Raw genomic sequence first — 14652 nt, 5'->3', positions numbered from 1 at the left:
CGTCAGCTCCCCTGCCGCAGCCCGGCGGCGATGACGGCCCGCCCGATCGGTGCGGCCACCGAGCCGCCCGTCGCGGCCAGGGCCCGGTCGCCACCGTCCTCGACGATCACCGCGATCGCGATCTGCGGGTCCTGAGCCGGCGCAAACCCGATGTACCAGGCGTGCGGCGGGGTGTTGCGGGGGTCCGTGCCGTGCTCGGCGGTCCCGGTCTTCGACGCGATCTGCACGCCGGGGATCTTGTTGCCGCCACCGGTGTTGTTCTCCGACCCGATCATCAGCTCGGTCAGGGTCGCCGCGACCTGCGGGGAGATGGCCTGGCCCTTGGACTGCGGGGTGGTGGTGGCCAGGCTGGACAGGTCCGGGCTCTCCAGCTGCGAGACCAGGTGCGGCTCCATCCGGACACCGCCGTTGGCGACGGTCGCGGCGACCACCGCGTTCTCGAGCGGGGTCATGGCCACGTCGCGCTGGCCGATGCTGCTCTGGCCGAGCGCGGCGTCGTCCGGGATCGGGCCGACGGTGCTGTCGGCGACGGGGATCGGGATGCCCGGTGAGTCCGGCTCGATGCCGAACGCGGTGGCCCGGTCCTTGAGCGCGTCGGCGCCGGTCTTGATGCCGAGCTCGACGAACGCGGTGTTGCAGGAGCGGGCGAACGCCTCGCGCAGCGACGCCGTCGGGTTCGACCCGCAGGTGGAACCGTTGTAGTTCTCCAGCGTGGTGGTGGTGCCCGGCAGCGTGATGTTCGGGGCGGCGGTCAGCTGCTCGTCCGGGTTGGCGCCGTTCTCCAGGGCGGCGGCGGTCACCACCACCTTGAACGTCGAGCCGGGCGGGTAGGTCTGCGAGACGGCCCGGTTCAGCAGCGGCTTGTCCGGGTCGTTGTTGAGCGTCTCCCACGCCTCGGTGCTCACCGCGCCGTCGTGGCTGGCCAGCAGGTTCGGGTCGTAGCTGGGGGTGCTCGCCATCGCCAGCACCTCACCGGTGCTCGGCCGGATCGCGACCACCGAACCGGTGTAGCCCTTCGCCGTGAGCTGGTCGTAGGCGACCTGCTGCACCACCGGGTCGACGGTGGCGATGACGTTGCCGCCACGCGGGTCCCGGCCGGAGACCAGGTCGAAGAAGCGGCGGCCGAACAGCCGGCTGTCGGAGCCGTTGAGCACCGAGTCCTCCGTCCGTTCGAGACCGGTGTTGCCGTACAGCATCGAGTAGAAGCCGGTGACCGGCGCGTTCGCGAAGGGGCTCGACGGCGCCGCCGGGTTCGGCGGGTAGGTGCGCAGGTACTTGTACCGGTCGTCGATCGGGACCGACGCCGCGAGCACCTCGCCGCCGGCCGAGATCTGGCCGCGCTGGCGGGAGTACTCGTCGAGCAGCACCCGCGAGTTGCGCGGGTCGGTGCGCAGGCTGTCGGCCTTGATGACCTGCACGTACGTGGCGTTGGCGAGCAGGGCCACGACCATCACCATCACGGCCATCGCGACGCGGCGGAGCGGGGTGTTCATTTGCGCCTCAACATTTCGGTCGGGGCGTCCGCGATCGGAGCGGGTCCCTTCTTCTTCGGTGCCGGTGGTGTGCGGGCGGAGTCGGAGATCTTCATCAACAGCGCGAGCAGCAGGTAGTTCGCCAGCAGCGACGAGCCGCCGTACGACATGAACGGGGTGGTCAGGCCGGTCAGCGGGATCAACTTGGTGACGCCGCCGACCACCACGAACACCTGGATCGCGACGGTGAAGGACAACCCGGCGGCGAGCAGCTTGCCGAAGCTGTCGCGCACCGCCAGCGCGGTCCGCAGCCCGCGGATGACGAAGATCAGGAACAGCATCAGCACCGCGGCGAGGCCGATCAGCCCGAGCTCCTCGCCGATGGTGGCGACGATGAAGTCGGTCTTGGCGAACGGCACCTGCGACGGCCGGCCGCTGCCGAGCCCGGTACCCGCCAGCCCGCCGGTGGCGAGGCCGAACAACGACTGCGAGATCTGGTAGCCGGTGTTGTTGTAGTCGCCGAGCGGGTCGATCCAGGTGTCGACACGCACCCGGACGTGGCCGAACAACTGGTAGGCGAACACGAACCCGACGATGACGAGTCCGGCGCCGATCAGCAGCCAGCCGACACGCTCGGTCGCGATGTAGAGCATCACCAGGACCGTGCTGAACAGCAGCAGCGAGGTGCCGAGGTCCTTCTCGAGCACCAGGACGCCGATCGAGACCACCCAGGCGACCAGGATCGGGCCGAGGTCGCGGGCCCGGGGCAGGTCCATGCCGAAGAAGTGCTTGCCGGCGGTGGTGAACAGTTCCCGCTTGGACACCAGCACCGAGGCAAAGAAGACGATCAGCAGGATCTTCGCGAACTCACCCGGCTGAATGCTGAAGAACGGCAGCTTGATCCAGATCTTCGCGCCGTTGACCTCGGACATCGACGACGGCAGCAGCGCGGGCAGGGCGAGCAGCACCAGCCCGGCGAGGCCGAGGGTGTAGCTGTACTTGGCCAGCAGCCGGTAGTCCCGCAGCAGCACCAGGACCGCCACGAAGCCGGCGATCGCGAGCGCCGTCCAGAGCACCTGCTGGTTGGCGTCGGGGGAGGGGATCGGCCGGTTCAGGTACGCGGCGGTGGCCGCGTCCGCGAGGTCGAGGCGGTGGATCAACACCAGCCCGAGCCCGTTGAGCAGCGCCACGATCGGGAGCAGCAACGGGTCCGCGAACGGCGCGTACCGCCGGACCGCGGCGTGCGCGATCAGGAACAGGACCGAGTACGCGCAGCCGTACTTGGCCAGGTCCCAGGTGAGCGTCTGCTCCTGGCTGGCCTCGACGAGCACCAGCGACAGGAAGGTGATCGCGATGGCGCCGCAGATCAGCAGGAGCTCGACGTTGCGACGGTTGGACTGTTCGGGTGCGGGGGCAAATCCACCCGGCGGACTCGGGAAGGAGCCCCCCGACTGTGCCGCGGAGACAGACATCAGTGACCGGTCCTGCAGTTCTGGCCCGGGACCTGTGGCGGGACGGTCTCCGACGGCGGGGGCAGCACCGGCTCGGCGACGGGCGGGGGAGGCGGGGGCACGGGGCCGGCTGGGGCGGGTTCCGGGCCCGCGGGCGGCGGCGGAGGCGGCGGTGTCGGGGCCGGCGCCGGCTCGCGGCAGACCGGCAGCAGGTCCCCGGTGGTGAGCCTGGTCATCTGGCTCTTCGCGTCGTCGAGGGAGCCCGACGGCAGCCCGGCCCGCACCTGCTCGCGTGCCGACGGCTGCAAGTCGTCCACAGTCAGGAGGGCGCAGTCCACCGGCGGCGTGTCGGGTCCGAGCAGGCTCAGCTCCCCGTTGTCGGTTACGCACCCGACGAGGTTGACCTCCTGCAGCGAGTAGCCGAGCACCGACCCGGGAACGCCCTGCAGCACTGCCACATGGCCCTCGCTCGTGCCCACGTAGTAGTTCCCGCGGATCAGGCTGCGGCCGACCAGCAGGCCCACCACGACCACGGCAATCAGGCTCAGCGCCAACACGATCCAGCGGAGCCGGTGGTGCTTGGTCGTCGGCTCGGGATCGGCGGGCAGCGGGACCCGGCGCGGGGTGGCACGCGGCGGCCGCATCGCGGCGGCTCGGCCGGCCGCGGTGTCCGGCGGCGGGGCGTCCTCTTCCTCCTCGGTGGATGCGGCGCCGGCCACGATGGGCCGGCTCTGGCCGTAGTCCACGTCGATGACGTCCGCCACCACCACCGTGACGTTGTCGGGGCCGCCGCTGCGCAGGGCCAACTCGATCAGCCGGTCGGCGGAGTCGCCGGGGGTGTCGTTGCGGAGCACCTCGGCAATGGTCTCGTCGCTGACGACGTCGGAGAGCCCGTCCGAGCAGAGCAGGTAGCGGTCGCCGGTGCGTGCCTCGCGGACGGTGAGCGTGGGCTCGATCTCGTTGCCGGTCAACGCCCGCATGATCAGCGAGCGCTGCGGATGCGTGTGCGCCTGCTCGGCGGTGATCCGGCCCTCGTCGACCAGGGACTGGACGAAGGTGTCGTCCCGGGTGATCTGGGTCAGCACGTCGTCCCGCAGCAGGTAGGCGCGGGAGTCGCCGATGTGGACCAGGCCCAGCTTGCTGCGCGCGAACAGGATCGCGGTCAGCGTGGTCCCCATGCCGTCGAGCTCGGGCTCCTCCTCGACCTGGTCCGCGATCGCGGCATTGCCCTCGCGGGTGGCGGCCTCGAGCTTGCCGAGCAGGTCGTCGCCGGGCTCGTCGTCGTCGAGGTGGGCCAGCGCGGCGATCATCAGCTGCGAGGCGACCTCGCCCGCCGCGTGGCCGCCCATGCCGTCGGCCAGCGCCAGCAGACGGGCGCCGGCGTACACGGAGTCTTCGTTGTTCGAGCGCACGAGACCGCGGTCGCTGCGGGCCGCGTAGCGGAGCACAAGGGTCACGGGCGGAGCTCGATCACGGTCTTGCCGACGCGCACCGGGGTACCCAGCGGGACGCGCACCGCGGTGGTCACCTTCGCCCGGTCCAGGTAGGTGCCGTTGGTGGATCCGAGGTCTTCGACGTACCAGTCACTTCCACGCGGCGAGAGCCGGGCGTGGCGGGTGGACGCGTAGTCGTCGGTGAGCACGAGGGTGGAGTCGTCGGCGCGCCCGATCAGCACCGGCTGGGTGCTGAGGGTGATCCGGGTGCCGGCCAGCGCGCCCTGGGTGACGACGAGGTTCTTGGCGACCTTCGGCTTGCCGAACGACGGCAGCACCCCCGAGGCGGTTCGGCTGTAGCGCTGCGGAACCCGCACACCGGAGCCTGCGTAGACGTCGCCTCGCAGGGTGCGCAGCACCGCCCACACGAACAGCCACAACAGCAGCAGGAAGCCCGCCCTGGTCAACTGCAGGATGAGTCCCTGCACAGCGGTCCACCTCTTCCTCTGGCGAGACGGGTCTCCCCGTGTGTTCGTCGTCTCGGTATTCGTCGTTTCGGCAGCATCCTATGGCGATACGGCGGGTGCTGATCGCAATACGAAGTTCGCCACCACCTTACGGAGTCTGGCCGACATTCCGTGGGTGGCGGGGCGGTGGGTTCGGTGTGGCGTGGTTCAGGGGCGGCTCAGACGATACGAACCAGGATCTCCGAGTGGCCGGCCCGGATGACGTCGCCGTCGGCGAGCTGCCAATCCTGTACCGGCGCACCGTTGACGGTGGTGCCGTTGGTGGACCCGAGATCGGAGAGCATGGCCATCTGCCCGTCCCAACGGATCTCGATGTGCCGCCGCGAGACGCCGGTGTCGGGCAGCCGGAACTGTGCCTCCTGGCCGCGTCCGATCACGTTCCGGCCCTCGCGGAGCTGGAAGTTGCGGCCGCTGCCGTCCTCGAGCTGGAGGGTCGCGGTGAACGTCCGGTTGGCGTCGAAGCCGGTGGGCTCGGCGCTGTACTGCTGTCCGTAGGCCGGGTACTCGCTGCCCGCGTACGGGTTGGCCGGGTAGTCGGCCGGCGGGTACGGGTTCGCGGGGTAGTCGGCCGGCGGGTACGGGTTCGCGGGGTAGTCGGCCGGCGGGTACGGGTTGGCCGGGTAGTCGGCCGGCGGGTACGGGTTCGCGGGGTAGTCGGCCGGCGGGTACGGGTTCGCGGGGTAGTCGTAACCCTGCTGCGCACTCGGCTGCGACTGCGCGGTCGGTGCCGGGGAACCCTGCGCCGCCGGGTAGTCGGCGCCGTTCTGTCCGTAGCCGTTCTGGGCGTACCCGTTTTGCTGGCTGGACCCGTAGGCCTGGTCGTATCCGCCCTGGGCCGGCGCGCTCGGGTAGGCGCTGCCGTTGCGGGCGTACCCGTTCACCGGGTGGTCCTGCTGGTACCCGGATCGACCCTCGCCGCGGCCGTCCGCGGGCTCGTTAGGGCCGAAGCCTGAGTTCTGCGTCATGTAGCCAGCTCCTGGGTTCAATGGTGCGGAGGGTCGGGGTACGGGTCGTGCTTGCGCGGGCGGGACGTACTGCTGTGCCGCGCCCGGTCGCGACGTCCCCGAGTCCGGGTCCACCGCACCGCTGGTACGGAATTGGCCCGTGTGCAGCGAGGTCGACGACTCTAACCGAACCGTGATGGGCCCGTAGGTCTGCCACCCCTGGTCGCGGATGAAGCCCTCAAGGTGTCGGGCGAAGGCCTTGACTGTCAAGTCCCGGTCCGCCGACAGCTCGTCGTGATCGGAGTCCGCAACGGTGATGACGTAGTCGTTCGGCGCCAACAGGTGACCACCGTCCAACTGCTGCACCCGGTCGGACGCCTCACGCTGGAGTGCGGCCTCCACTTCCTGGGGGACCACACCGCCGCCGAACACCCGGGCAAAGGCGTCGCCGACGGCGCCCTGGAGTCGACGTTCGAAGCGTTGGACGATTCCCATGGTGCCTCCTCTGCTGCTCCGCGTGTCGCGGCCACGGTGGCCGCCCTTGCATGATATCTACCTTCGCCCTGGGCAGGGGCCGTCTATGGGCTTAGTCGCAGGTGAGGGGGGCGAATCGTGTTTTCCGGGGTGGTCGTGTTAATGTTTCTCCCGTCGCTCCGGGCGAGTGGCGGAATGGCAGACGCGCTGGCTTCAGGTGCCAGTGTCCTTCGGGACGTGGGGGTTCAAGTCCCCCTTCGCCCACCACACTGGCCGCAGCTGATCTAATCGCTGCGGCCAGTAGTTTTTTTCCGGGTTCTCCACCCGAATTCTTCTCGGCTCCGGTGCCGCGCTCGCGGTCGCTGACCTCTTCTCGCGATGCTCACGTCACCTCTTGCGCGGTGGATTACGCTGTGATGTGAACCGCACTTGCCCTGTGATTCCCCGGTATAGCTACAGGTCACAGGGTAGAAAGGGGAGCCTTGGTTGCGATTTGCCGGGGGACCTGAATTATCGTTTCTGTACACGCTGGACTCACACTGTCCAACGAGCCACTCAGTCGAGTCGTCTGAAACGCGGGGCAGATCCCGCCCTACGTCGACGTCGACGGCTGACGTGGGCGCGCCGATCACCGAGGCTCGGCGCCTGTTCTGTGATGGCCATCAGCGTTGCTGGTCGTCGGTGCATCTACTAGATGGCATACGAAGGCTAGGTATGAAGCAACTTCCAGGCCACGGGTCTCCGGGACCCCAGGGCCTCTACGATCCCGCGAACGAGCACGACGCCTGTGGTGTCGCATTCGTGGTGGACATGCATGGTCGCCGCAGCCGCGACATCGTCGAGAAGGCGATCACCGCGCTGGTGAATCTCGAGCACCGCGGCGCGGCCGGCTCCGAGCCCAACACCGGTGACGGCGCCGGCATCCTGCTCCAGGTGCCGCACGGGTTCTTCCGTGCGATCGTCGACTTCGAGCTGCCCGCCGAGGGCGCCTACGCGACCGGCATGGCGTTCCTCCCGCAGTCCGCCGCCGACGTCGAGGCCGCCGTCGCCGCGGTGGAGAAGATCGTCGTCGAGGAGGGCCTGGCGGTCCTCGGCTGGCGTGCGGTCCCCACGGACGACTCCTCGCTCGGCGCGCTCGCTCGCGACGCGATGCCGACGTTCCGTCAGATCTTCATCGCCGCGCCCGACGCGTCGGTCACCGGCATGGACCTCGAGCGCCGCGCCTTCGTGATCCGCAAGCGGGTCGAGCACGAGCTCGGCACCGCCGGCGCGGGCAAGGACGCCACCGGTCGCGAGACGGTGTACTTCCCGAGCCTGTCCGGGCAGACGTACGTCTACAAGGGCATGCTCACCACGCCGCAGCTGCGCGGGTTCTACGTGGACCTGCAGGACGACCGGATGGAGAGCGCGCTGGGCCTGGTCCACTCGCGCTTCTCCACCAACACGTTCCCCTCGTGGCCGTTGGCCCACCCGTACCGGCGCGTCGCGCACAACGGTGAGATCAACACCGTCAGCGGCAACGAGAACTGGATGCGGGCCCGTGAGGCCCTCATCAAGACCGACGTCTTCGGCGAGGGCGCGCTCGACAAGATCTTCCCGGTCTGCACCCCCGGTGCCAGCGACACCGCGCGCTTCGACGAGGTGCTCGAGCTGCTGCACCTCGGTGGCCGTAGCCTGCCGCACGCCGTGCTGATGATGATCCCGGAGGCCTGGGAGCGCCACGAGAGCATGGACCCGGCGCGCCGGGCGTTCTACGAGTACCACTCCGCGCTGATGGAGCCGTGGGACGGGCCGGCATCGGTCTGCTTCACCGACGGCACCGTGATCGGTGCGGTCCTCGACCGCAACGGCCTGCGTCCGTCGCGCCTGTGGGTGACCGAGGACGGCCTGGTCGTGATGGCCTCCGAGGTCGGCGTGCTCGACATCGACCCCGCCACGGTGGTCCGGAAGATCCGCCTGCAGCCGGGCAAGATGTTCCTGGTCGACACCGCGCAGGGCCGGATCGTCGGCGACGACGAGTTCAAGGCCGAGCTGGCCGGCGAGCACCCCTACCAGGAGTGGATCGACAAGGGCCTCACGCACATCGACGACCTGCCGAGCAGCCGGTACGTCTACATGAGCCACCAGCGCGCGCTGCTGCGTCAGCAGATGTTCGGGTACACCAACGAAGAGGTGAACCTGCTCGTCGCGCCGATGGCGAAGACCGGCGCGGAGGCGCTCGGTTCGATGGGCACCGACACCCCGATCGCGGTGCTCTCCACCCGCCCGCGGGTGCTGTTCGACTACTTCCAGCAGCTGTTCGCACAGGTCACCAACCCGCCGCTGGACGCGATCCGCGAAGAGGTCGTGACCAGCCTCGGCGGCACCCTCGGTCCGGAGGGCGACCTGCTCAACCCGACCGCCGAGTCCTGCCGGCAGATTCTCCTGAGCCAGCCGATCCTGCACAACGAGGACCTGGCCAAGCTGGTGCACGTCAACGACGACGGGCGCTTCCCGCTCTTCCGCAGCGTCATCGTGCGCGGCACCTACCCGGTGGCCGACGGCGGCGCCGGCCTGGCGAAGGCCCTCGACGACGTGCGTCAGCGCGTCTCCGACGCCGTCGCCGGCGGCGCCCGCATCATCGTGCTCTCCGACCGGGAGAGCAACGAGAACTACGCGCCGATCCCGTCGCTGCTGCTGACCTCGGCGGTGCACCACCACCTGGTCCGCGAGCGCACCCGTACCCAGGTGGGTCTGGTCATCGAGTCCGGTGACGCCCGCGAGGTGCACCACATGGCGCTGCTGGTGGGCTTCGGCGCGGCCGCGGTCAACCCGTACATGGCCTTCGAGACCATCGACGAGCTGATCAACGACGGCGGGCTGACCGACATCAGCCGCGACGCCGCCATCAAGAACTACATCAAGGCCGCCGGCAAGGGCGTGCTCAAGGTGATGTCCAAGATGGGCATCTCCACGCTGGCCTCCTACACCGGCGCTCAGCTGTTCCAGCCGATCGGGCTCTCGCAGGAGCTGGTGGACGAGTACTTCACCGGTCTGCGTTCGCACCTCGGCGGCATCGGCCTCGACGAGATCGCCGCCGACGTGTCGGCCCGGCACGCCCGCGCGTACCTGGACCGCCCGGAGGAGCGCGCGCACCGCGAGCTCGAGGTCGGCGGCGAGTACCAGTGGCGGCGTGAGGGCGAGTACCACCTGTTCAACCCGGACACGGTGTTCAAGCTCCAGCACTCCACCCGCACCGGTCAGTACGAGGTCTTCAAGGAGTACACCAAGCTGGTCGACGACCAGTCGGAGCGGATCGCGTCGCTGCGTGGCCTCTTCGAGTTCAAGAAGGGCCTGCGCGAGCCGATCTCGATCGACGAGGTCGAGCCGGCCTCCGAGATCGTCAAGCGGTTCTCCACGGGCGCGATGAGCTACGGCTCCATCTCGGCCGAGGCACACGAGACGCTCGCCATTGCGATGAACCGCCTTGGCGCGCGGTCGAACTCGGGTGAGGGCGGCGAAGACCCGGCCCGGTTCGTCCCGGACGCCAACGGCGACTCGCGTCGCTCGGCGATCAAGCAGGTCGCGTCGGGCCGCTTCGGCGTCACCTCGCACTACCTGACCAACTGCACCGACATCCAGATCAAGATGGCGCAGGGAGCCAAGCCCGGTGAGGGTGGCCAGCTGCCGGCGCACAAGGTGTACCCGTGGGTGGCCGAGGTCCGGCACTCCACGCCCGGCGTCGGGCTGATCTCGCCGCCGCCGCACCACGACATCTACTCGATCGAGGATCTCGCGCAGCTGATCCACGACCTGAAGAACGCCAACCCGCAGGCCCGCATCCACGTGAAGCTGGTCTCCGAGGTGGGTGTCGGCACCGTCGCCGCGGGCGTGTCCAAGGCGCACGCGGACGTGGTGCTGATCTCCGGCCACGACGGCGGCACCGGCGCGACCCCGCTGACCTCGATGAAGCACGCGGGCGCCCCCTGGGAGCTCGGCCTCGCCGAGACCCAGCAGACGCTGCTGCTCAACGGCCTGCGCGACCGCATCGTCGTGCAGGTGGACGGGCAGCTCAAGACGGGTCGCGACGTGGTGATCGCCGCACTGCTCGGCGGCGAGGAGTTCGGTTTCGCCACCGCGCCGCTGGTGGTCTCCGGCTGCATCATGATGCGCGTGTGCCACCTGGACACCTGCCCGGTGGGCGTCGCGACGCAGAACCCGGTGCTGCGCAAGCGTTTCAACGGCCAGCCCGAGTTCGTGGAGAACTTCTTCATGTTCATCGCCGAGGAGGTGCGTGAGCTGCTCGCCGAGCTCGGCTTCCGCACCCTTGTCGAGGCGGTCGGTCAGGTCGCCGCCCTCGACACCGCCAAGGCGATCTCGCACTGGAAGGCGTCCAAGCTGGACCTGTCGCCGATCCTGGTGAAGGCCGAGTCGGCGTTCATGAACCAGGACCTGTACTGCACGGGAACCCAGGACCACGCCCTGGAGAAGGCTCTCGACCAGCAGCTCATCGTGCAGAGCCGGGAGGCCGTGGACAGCGGCCTGCCGGTGAAGTTCGAGTCGAAGATCACCAACGTCAACCGGACGGTCGGCACCATGCTCGGCCACGAGGTGACCAAGGTGCACGGCGGCGCGGGCCTGCCCGACGACACCATCGACATCACCTTCACCGGTTCGGCGGGCAACAGCTTCGGCGCCTTCGTGCCGAAGGGCATGACGCTGCGGCTGCACGGCGACGCCAACGACTTCGTCGGCAAGGGTCTCTCCGGTGGTCGGCTGCTGCTGCGGCCGCCGCTGCGGGCGGCGGAAGGCTTTGTCGCAGAAGACAACATCATCGGCGGCAATGTCATCCTGTTCGGCGCCACCAGCGGCGAGGCCTTCATCCGCGGTGTGGTCGGCGAGCGTTTCGCCGTGCGCAACTCGGGTGCCACCGCGGTGGTCGAGGGTGTCGGCGACCACGGGTGCGAGTACATGACCGGCGGCAAGGTCGTCATCCTGGGCTCCACCGGGCGCAACTTCGGCGCCGGCATGTCCGGCGGCGTGGCGTACGTCTACAACCCGGACCGTGACTTCGAGGCGAACCTCAACACCGAGCTCGTCGACCTCGAGGACCTCGCTCCCGAGGACGCCGCGTGGCTCAAGGCAATCGTCGAGCGTCATCGTGCGGAAACGGGATCGGCTGTCGCCGAACGCATTCTGGGCAACTGGTCCCAGCAGGTCAATCATTTCGCGAAGGTGATGCCGCGCGATTACAAGAAGGTACTCATGGCAATCAAGGATGCCGAGATTCGGGGCGCAAACGTGGACCAGGCGATCATGGAGGCAGCTCGTGGGTGATCCAAGCGGCTTCCTGAATCACGGTTCGCGCGAGCTGCCGGTCCGTCGTCCCGTCGCCCTGCGGCTGATGGACTGGAAGGAGGTCTACGAGGATTTCCCGAAGGAGACCCTCCAGACCCAGGCCAGCCGCTGCATGGATTGCGGTATCCCGTTCTGCCACAACGGTTGCCCGCTGGGGAATCTGATTCCCGAGTGGAACGACCTGGTCTTCAAGGACCGGTGGCAGGACGGCATCGAGCGGCTGCACGCGACGAACAACTTCCCGGAGTTCACCGGTCGGCTGTGCCCCGCGCCGTGCGAGGCGTCCTGCGTGCTGGGGATCAACCAGGACCCGGTCACCATCAAGCAGGTCGAGGTCGAGATCGTCGACCGCGCCTTCGACGAGGGCTGGGTCGAGCCGGTGCATGCAACCCGGTTGACGGGCAAGAAGATTGCGGTCGTCGGCTCCGGGCCGGCCGGCCTGGCAGCCGCGCAGCAGCTCACCCGCGCCGGACACACGGTGACGGTGTTCGAGCGGGAGGACCGCATCGGCGGGCTGCTGCGCTACGGCATCCCCGAGTTCAAGATGGAGAAGCGGCACATCGACCGCCGGCTGGCGCAGATGGAGGCCGAGGGCACCGTATTCAAGACCGGCGTGAACGTGGGTGTCGACATCACGGCGGACGCGCTGCGCGAGCAGTTCGACGCCGTGGTGCTGGCCGGCGGTGCCACCGAGGCGCGGGACCTGCCGGTCCCGGGGCGCGAGCTGGACGGCATCCACCAGGCGATGGAGTTCCTGCCGATCGCGAACCGCGTGCAGCAGGGCGACCTCGACGCCCCGACCATCACGGCCGCCGGCAAGAAGGTCGTCATCATCGGCGGCGGCGACACCGGTGCGGACTGCCTCGGCACGTCGCTGCGCCAGGGCGCCGAGATCGTGCACCAGTTCGAGATCATGCCTCGGCCGCCGGAGACCCGCGCGGATTCCACCCCGTGGCCGACGTACCCGCTGATGTTCCGGGTGTCCTCGGCGCACGAGGAGGGTGGCGAGCGGGTGTTCTCGGTCAACACCGAGGAATTCGTGGGCAAGGACGGCGTGGTCACCGCGCTCAAGGCACACGAGGTCGCGATGGTGAACGGCCGCTTCGAGAGGCAGGAAGGCAGCGACTTCGAGATCGAGGCCGACCTGGTGCTGCTCGCGATGGGCTTCGTCGGTCCGGAGAAGCCGGGTCTGCTCACCGACCTGGGCGTCGATCTCAACGAACGCGGCAACGTCGCCCGTTCCAACGAGTGGGCGACCAACGTCGACGGCGTGTTCGTGGCCGGAGACATGGGTCGTGGACAGTCGTTGATCGTGTGGGCGATCGCCGAGGGTCGCGCGTGTGCGGCCGCGGTCGACACCTTCCTCGAGGGTTCGACCTCGTTGCCTGCGCCGATCGTCCCGACGGCGGCCCCGCAGCGTTAGCCAGAAGGTGCCCTGCCCGGTTTGCCGGGTTCTGAGCGCCGACGGTCCGGTGTCTCGATTGTTCGGATTTCCGAGCAGTTGAGGCGCCGGGCCGTTGTCATTTCCCGCGTCTCAACTGGGTATTTTATTTACTTTGCCTTTCTTCTCTAATTGATCGGACTAATTCTGGACAATCGTTCAGAAAGCGCCCTCGTTTCTGTTGCCGAGCCGTTACTCTCACCGTGACATCAATGTGATCTGAATCACCATAGAGGTCACAGCCGCGTCACGCCGCCGCTCGGCGGCTTTGGATTCGGAGGAGCAACAGTGCGCCTGTCCATCTCCCATCGCATCGCGACACCATTGACCGCGGCGGCTGCTGCCGCCGGACTGGTCCTGCTGGGCCTGAGCCCGGCCTCGGCGGATCCGGGGCAGACCAGCAACCAGGGCTCGAGCAGCAACCTCATCTACAAGAAGAGTGTGGTCGGCGGGACTGCCGGCGCCACGCTGAAGCCCGGCGACACCGTGACCTACAAGAACGAGGTCATCCACAACAGCGGGGTCGAGCGCTACGTCACCAGGATCCGGGACATCCCGCCGGCGGGCTTCGTGTACGAGAGCGGCTCGGCCACCGGCACCGGCAGCGGCGCCAACATCGTGCAGGAAGCCGACGGCAGCGTGTTGGCCACGTGCTCGAGTGGGTGCAGCTTCCTGGGTGGCGGATTCGTGGTCAAGAGCGGTCAGAACCTGACCTACACCGTGACCTACAAGGTGCCGGCAAATGCGCCGGTGGGTGTCTTCAACAGCGGCATGTTCTACGACGTCTGGAGCTTCGGCAGCACGCAGGGCTTCAACCCGGCCAACGTCAACGTCCAGGTCCTTCCCGCGGACGTCATCACCAACACCACGGTGAGCGCTCCCGCCACCGCCAACACGGGCGAGCAGGTCAACCTCACGGCGACCGTCGACCCGACCGCGCCCGGTTCGGTGCAGTTCAAGGACGGCACCGTTAACATCGGCGGGCCGGTCACGGTGGTGAACGGCACGGCCACCCTGCCCCACACCTTCGACACGATTGGTGCGCATGCCATCACGGCGGTCTTCACCGCCGGCAACGGGTTCGTCGGTTCGACGTCGCCCGCGCAGACGGTCAACGTCGCCACCGCCACCACCACCACGCTGGCCGTCCCGGCCACCGCCGTCGTCGGCGCCGACGTCACCATCGAGGCCACGATCGCCCCGGCCACCGCGGCCGGCACGGTGCAGTTCAAGGACGGCGACGTCAACGTCGGCGAGCCCGTCACCGTGGCGAACGGCACCGCCTCGATCACCCGCAAGTTCGACGAGGCCTCCACGCACAGCTTCACCGCGCACTTCACCGGCACCGGCCTCTACCAGGACTCCGTGTCGGCAGCATCCGAGCTGACGGTCACCGACGCCGACTTCAACACCACCACCACCGTCCTCGAACCGGTCACCGCGACCGTCGGCGTCCCGGTCAACCTCGCCGCCACCGTCATGCCGATCCCGGACGCCGGTCAGGTCGAGTTCACCGTCGACGGCGTCCCCGTCGGCACCGCCGACGTCGGCACCGGTGACGGCGTCGCGTCGC

Annotated in this window: 8 protein-coding genes and 1 tRNA gene; 4 read left to right on the top strand and 5 right to left on the bottom strand. The window is 68.8% G+C overall.

Annotated features, from left to right (window positions below; genetic code table 11):
* Positions 1-2 precede the first annotated feature (2 nt).
* The 5 genes from AC1DWC_RS20345 to AC1DWC_RS20325 form a co-directional block, all read right to left on the bottom strand.
* Positions 3-1493 (bottom strand): peptidoglycan D,D-transpeptidase FtsI family protein, encoded by a 1491-nt coding sequence (locus AC1DWC_RS20345; protein ID WP_477910955.1) that lies wholly within the window; start codon positions 1491-1493, stop codon positions 3-5.
* Positions 1490-2944 (bottom strand): FtsW/RodA/SpoVE family cell cycle protein, encoded by a 1455-nt coding sequence (locus AC1DWC_RS20340; protein ID WP_477910953.1) that lies wholly within the window; start codon positions 2942-2944, stop codon positions 1490-1492. The genes AC1DWC_RS20345 and AC1DWC_RS20340 overlap by 4 nt, the downstream gene beginning before the upstream one ends.
* Entirely contained in the window at positions 2944-4380 is a 1437-nt protein-coding gene (locus tag AC1DWC_RS20335; RefSeq protein ID WP_477910951.1) for a PP2C family protein-serine/threonine phosphatase, read from the bottom strand. The genes AC1DWC_RS20340 and AC1DWC_RS20335 overlap by 1 nt, the downstream gene beginning before the upstream one ends.
* The gene (locus AC1DWC_RS20330) at positions 4377-4844 is read right to left on the bottom strand and encodes an FHA domain-containing protein FhaB/FipA (protein WP_477842626.1); all 468 of its coding nucleotides are present in this window, start codon (positions 4842-4844) and stop codon (positions 4377-4379) included. Before AC1DWC_RS20330 ends, AC1DWC_RS20335 begins: the two co-directional genes overlap by 4 nt.
* Before the next feature lie 197 nt (positions 4845-5041).
* On the bottom strand, positions 5042-6322 hold the full coding sequence (locus tag AC1DWC_RS20325) for a DUF3662 and FHA domain-containing protein (RefSeq protein WP_477910949.1): 1281 nt from the start codon (positions 6320-6322) through the stop codon (positions 5042-5044).
* Between the two features lie 160 nt (positions 6323-6482).
* On the opposite strand from AC1DWC_RS20325, the gene AC1DWC_RS20320 reads away from it, so the two are divergent.
* From AC1DWC_RS20320 to AC1DWC_RS20305, 4 genes are all read left to right on the top strand, one after another.
* Positions 6483-6568, top strand: a tRNA-Leu gene (locus AC1DWC_RS20320).
* 447 nt (positions 6569-7015) lie between these two features.
* Positions 7016-11617, top strand: a complete 4602-nt coding sequence (gltB, locus tag AC1DWC_RS20315) for a glutamate synthase large subunit (protein ID WP_477910947.1) — start codon at positions 7016-7018, stop codon at positions 11615-11617.
* Complete coding sequence (locus AC1DWC_RS20310; protein ID WP_477910945.1) at positions 11610-13061, top strand: glutamate synthase subunit beta; 1452 nt, start codon at positions 11610-11612, stop codon at positions 13059-13061. Before gltB ends, AC1DWC_RS20310 begins: the two co-directional genes overlap by 8 nt.
* A gap of 306 nt (positions 13062-13367) precedes the next feature.
* The coding region (locus AC1DWC_RS20305) for an Ig-like domain-containing protein (RefSeq protein ID WP_477910943.1) at positions 13368-14652 on the top strand (1285 nt) is incomplete at its 3' end.

This window comes from Rhodococcus sp. P4_C10 (genome assembly GCF_056402135.1).
The sequence above is the reverse complement of the archived record's forward strand: the minus strand, read 5'-3'. Positions and strand labels throughout refer to the sequence as shown.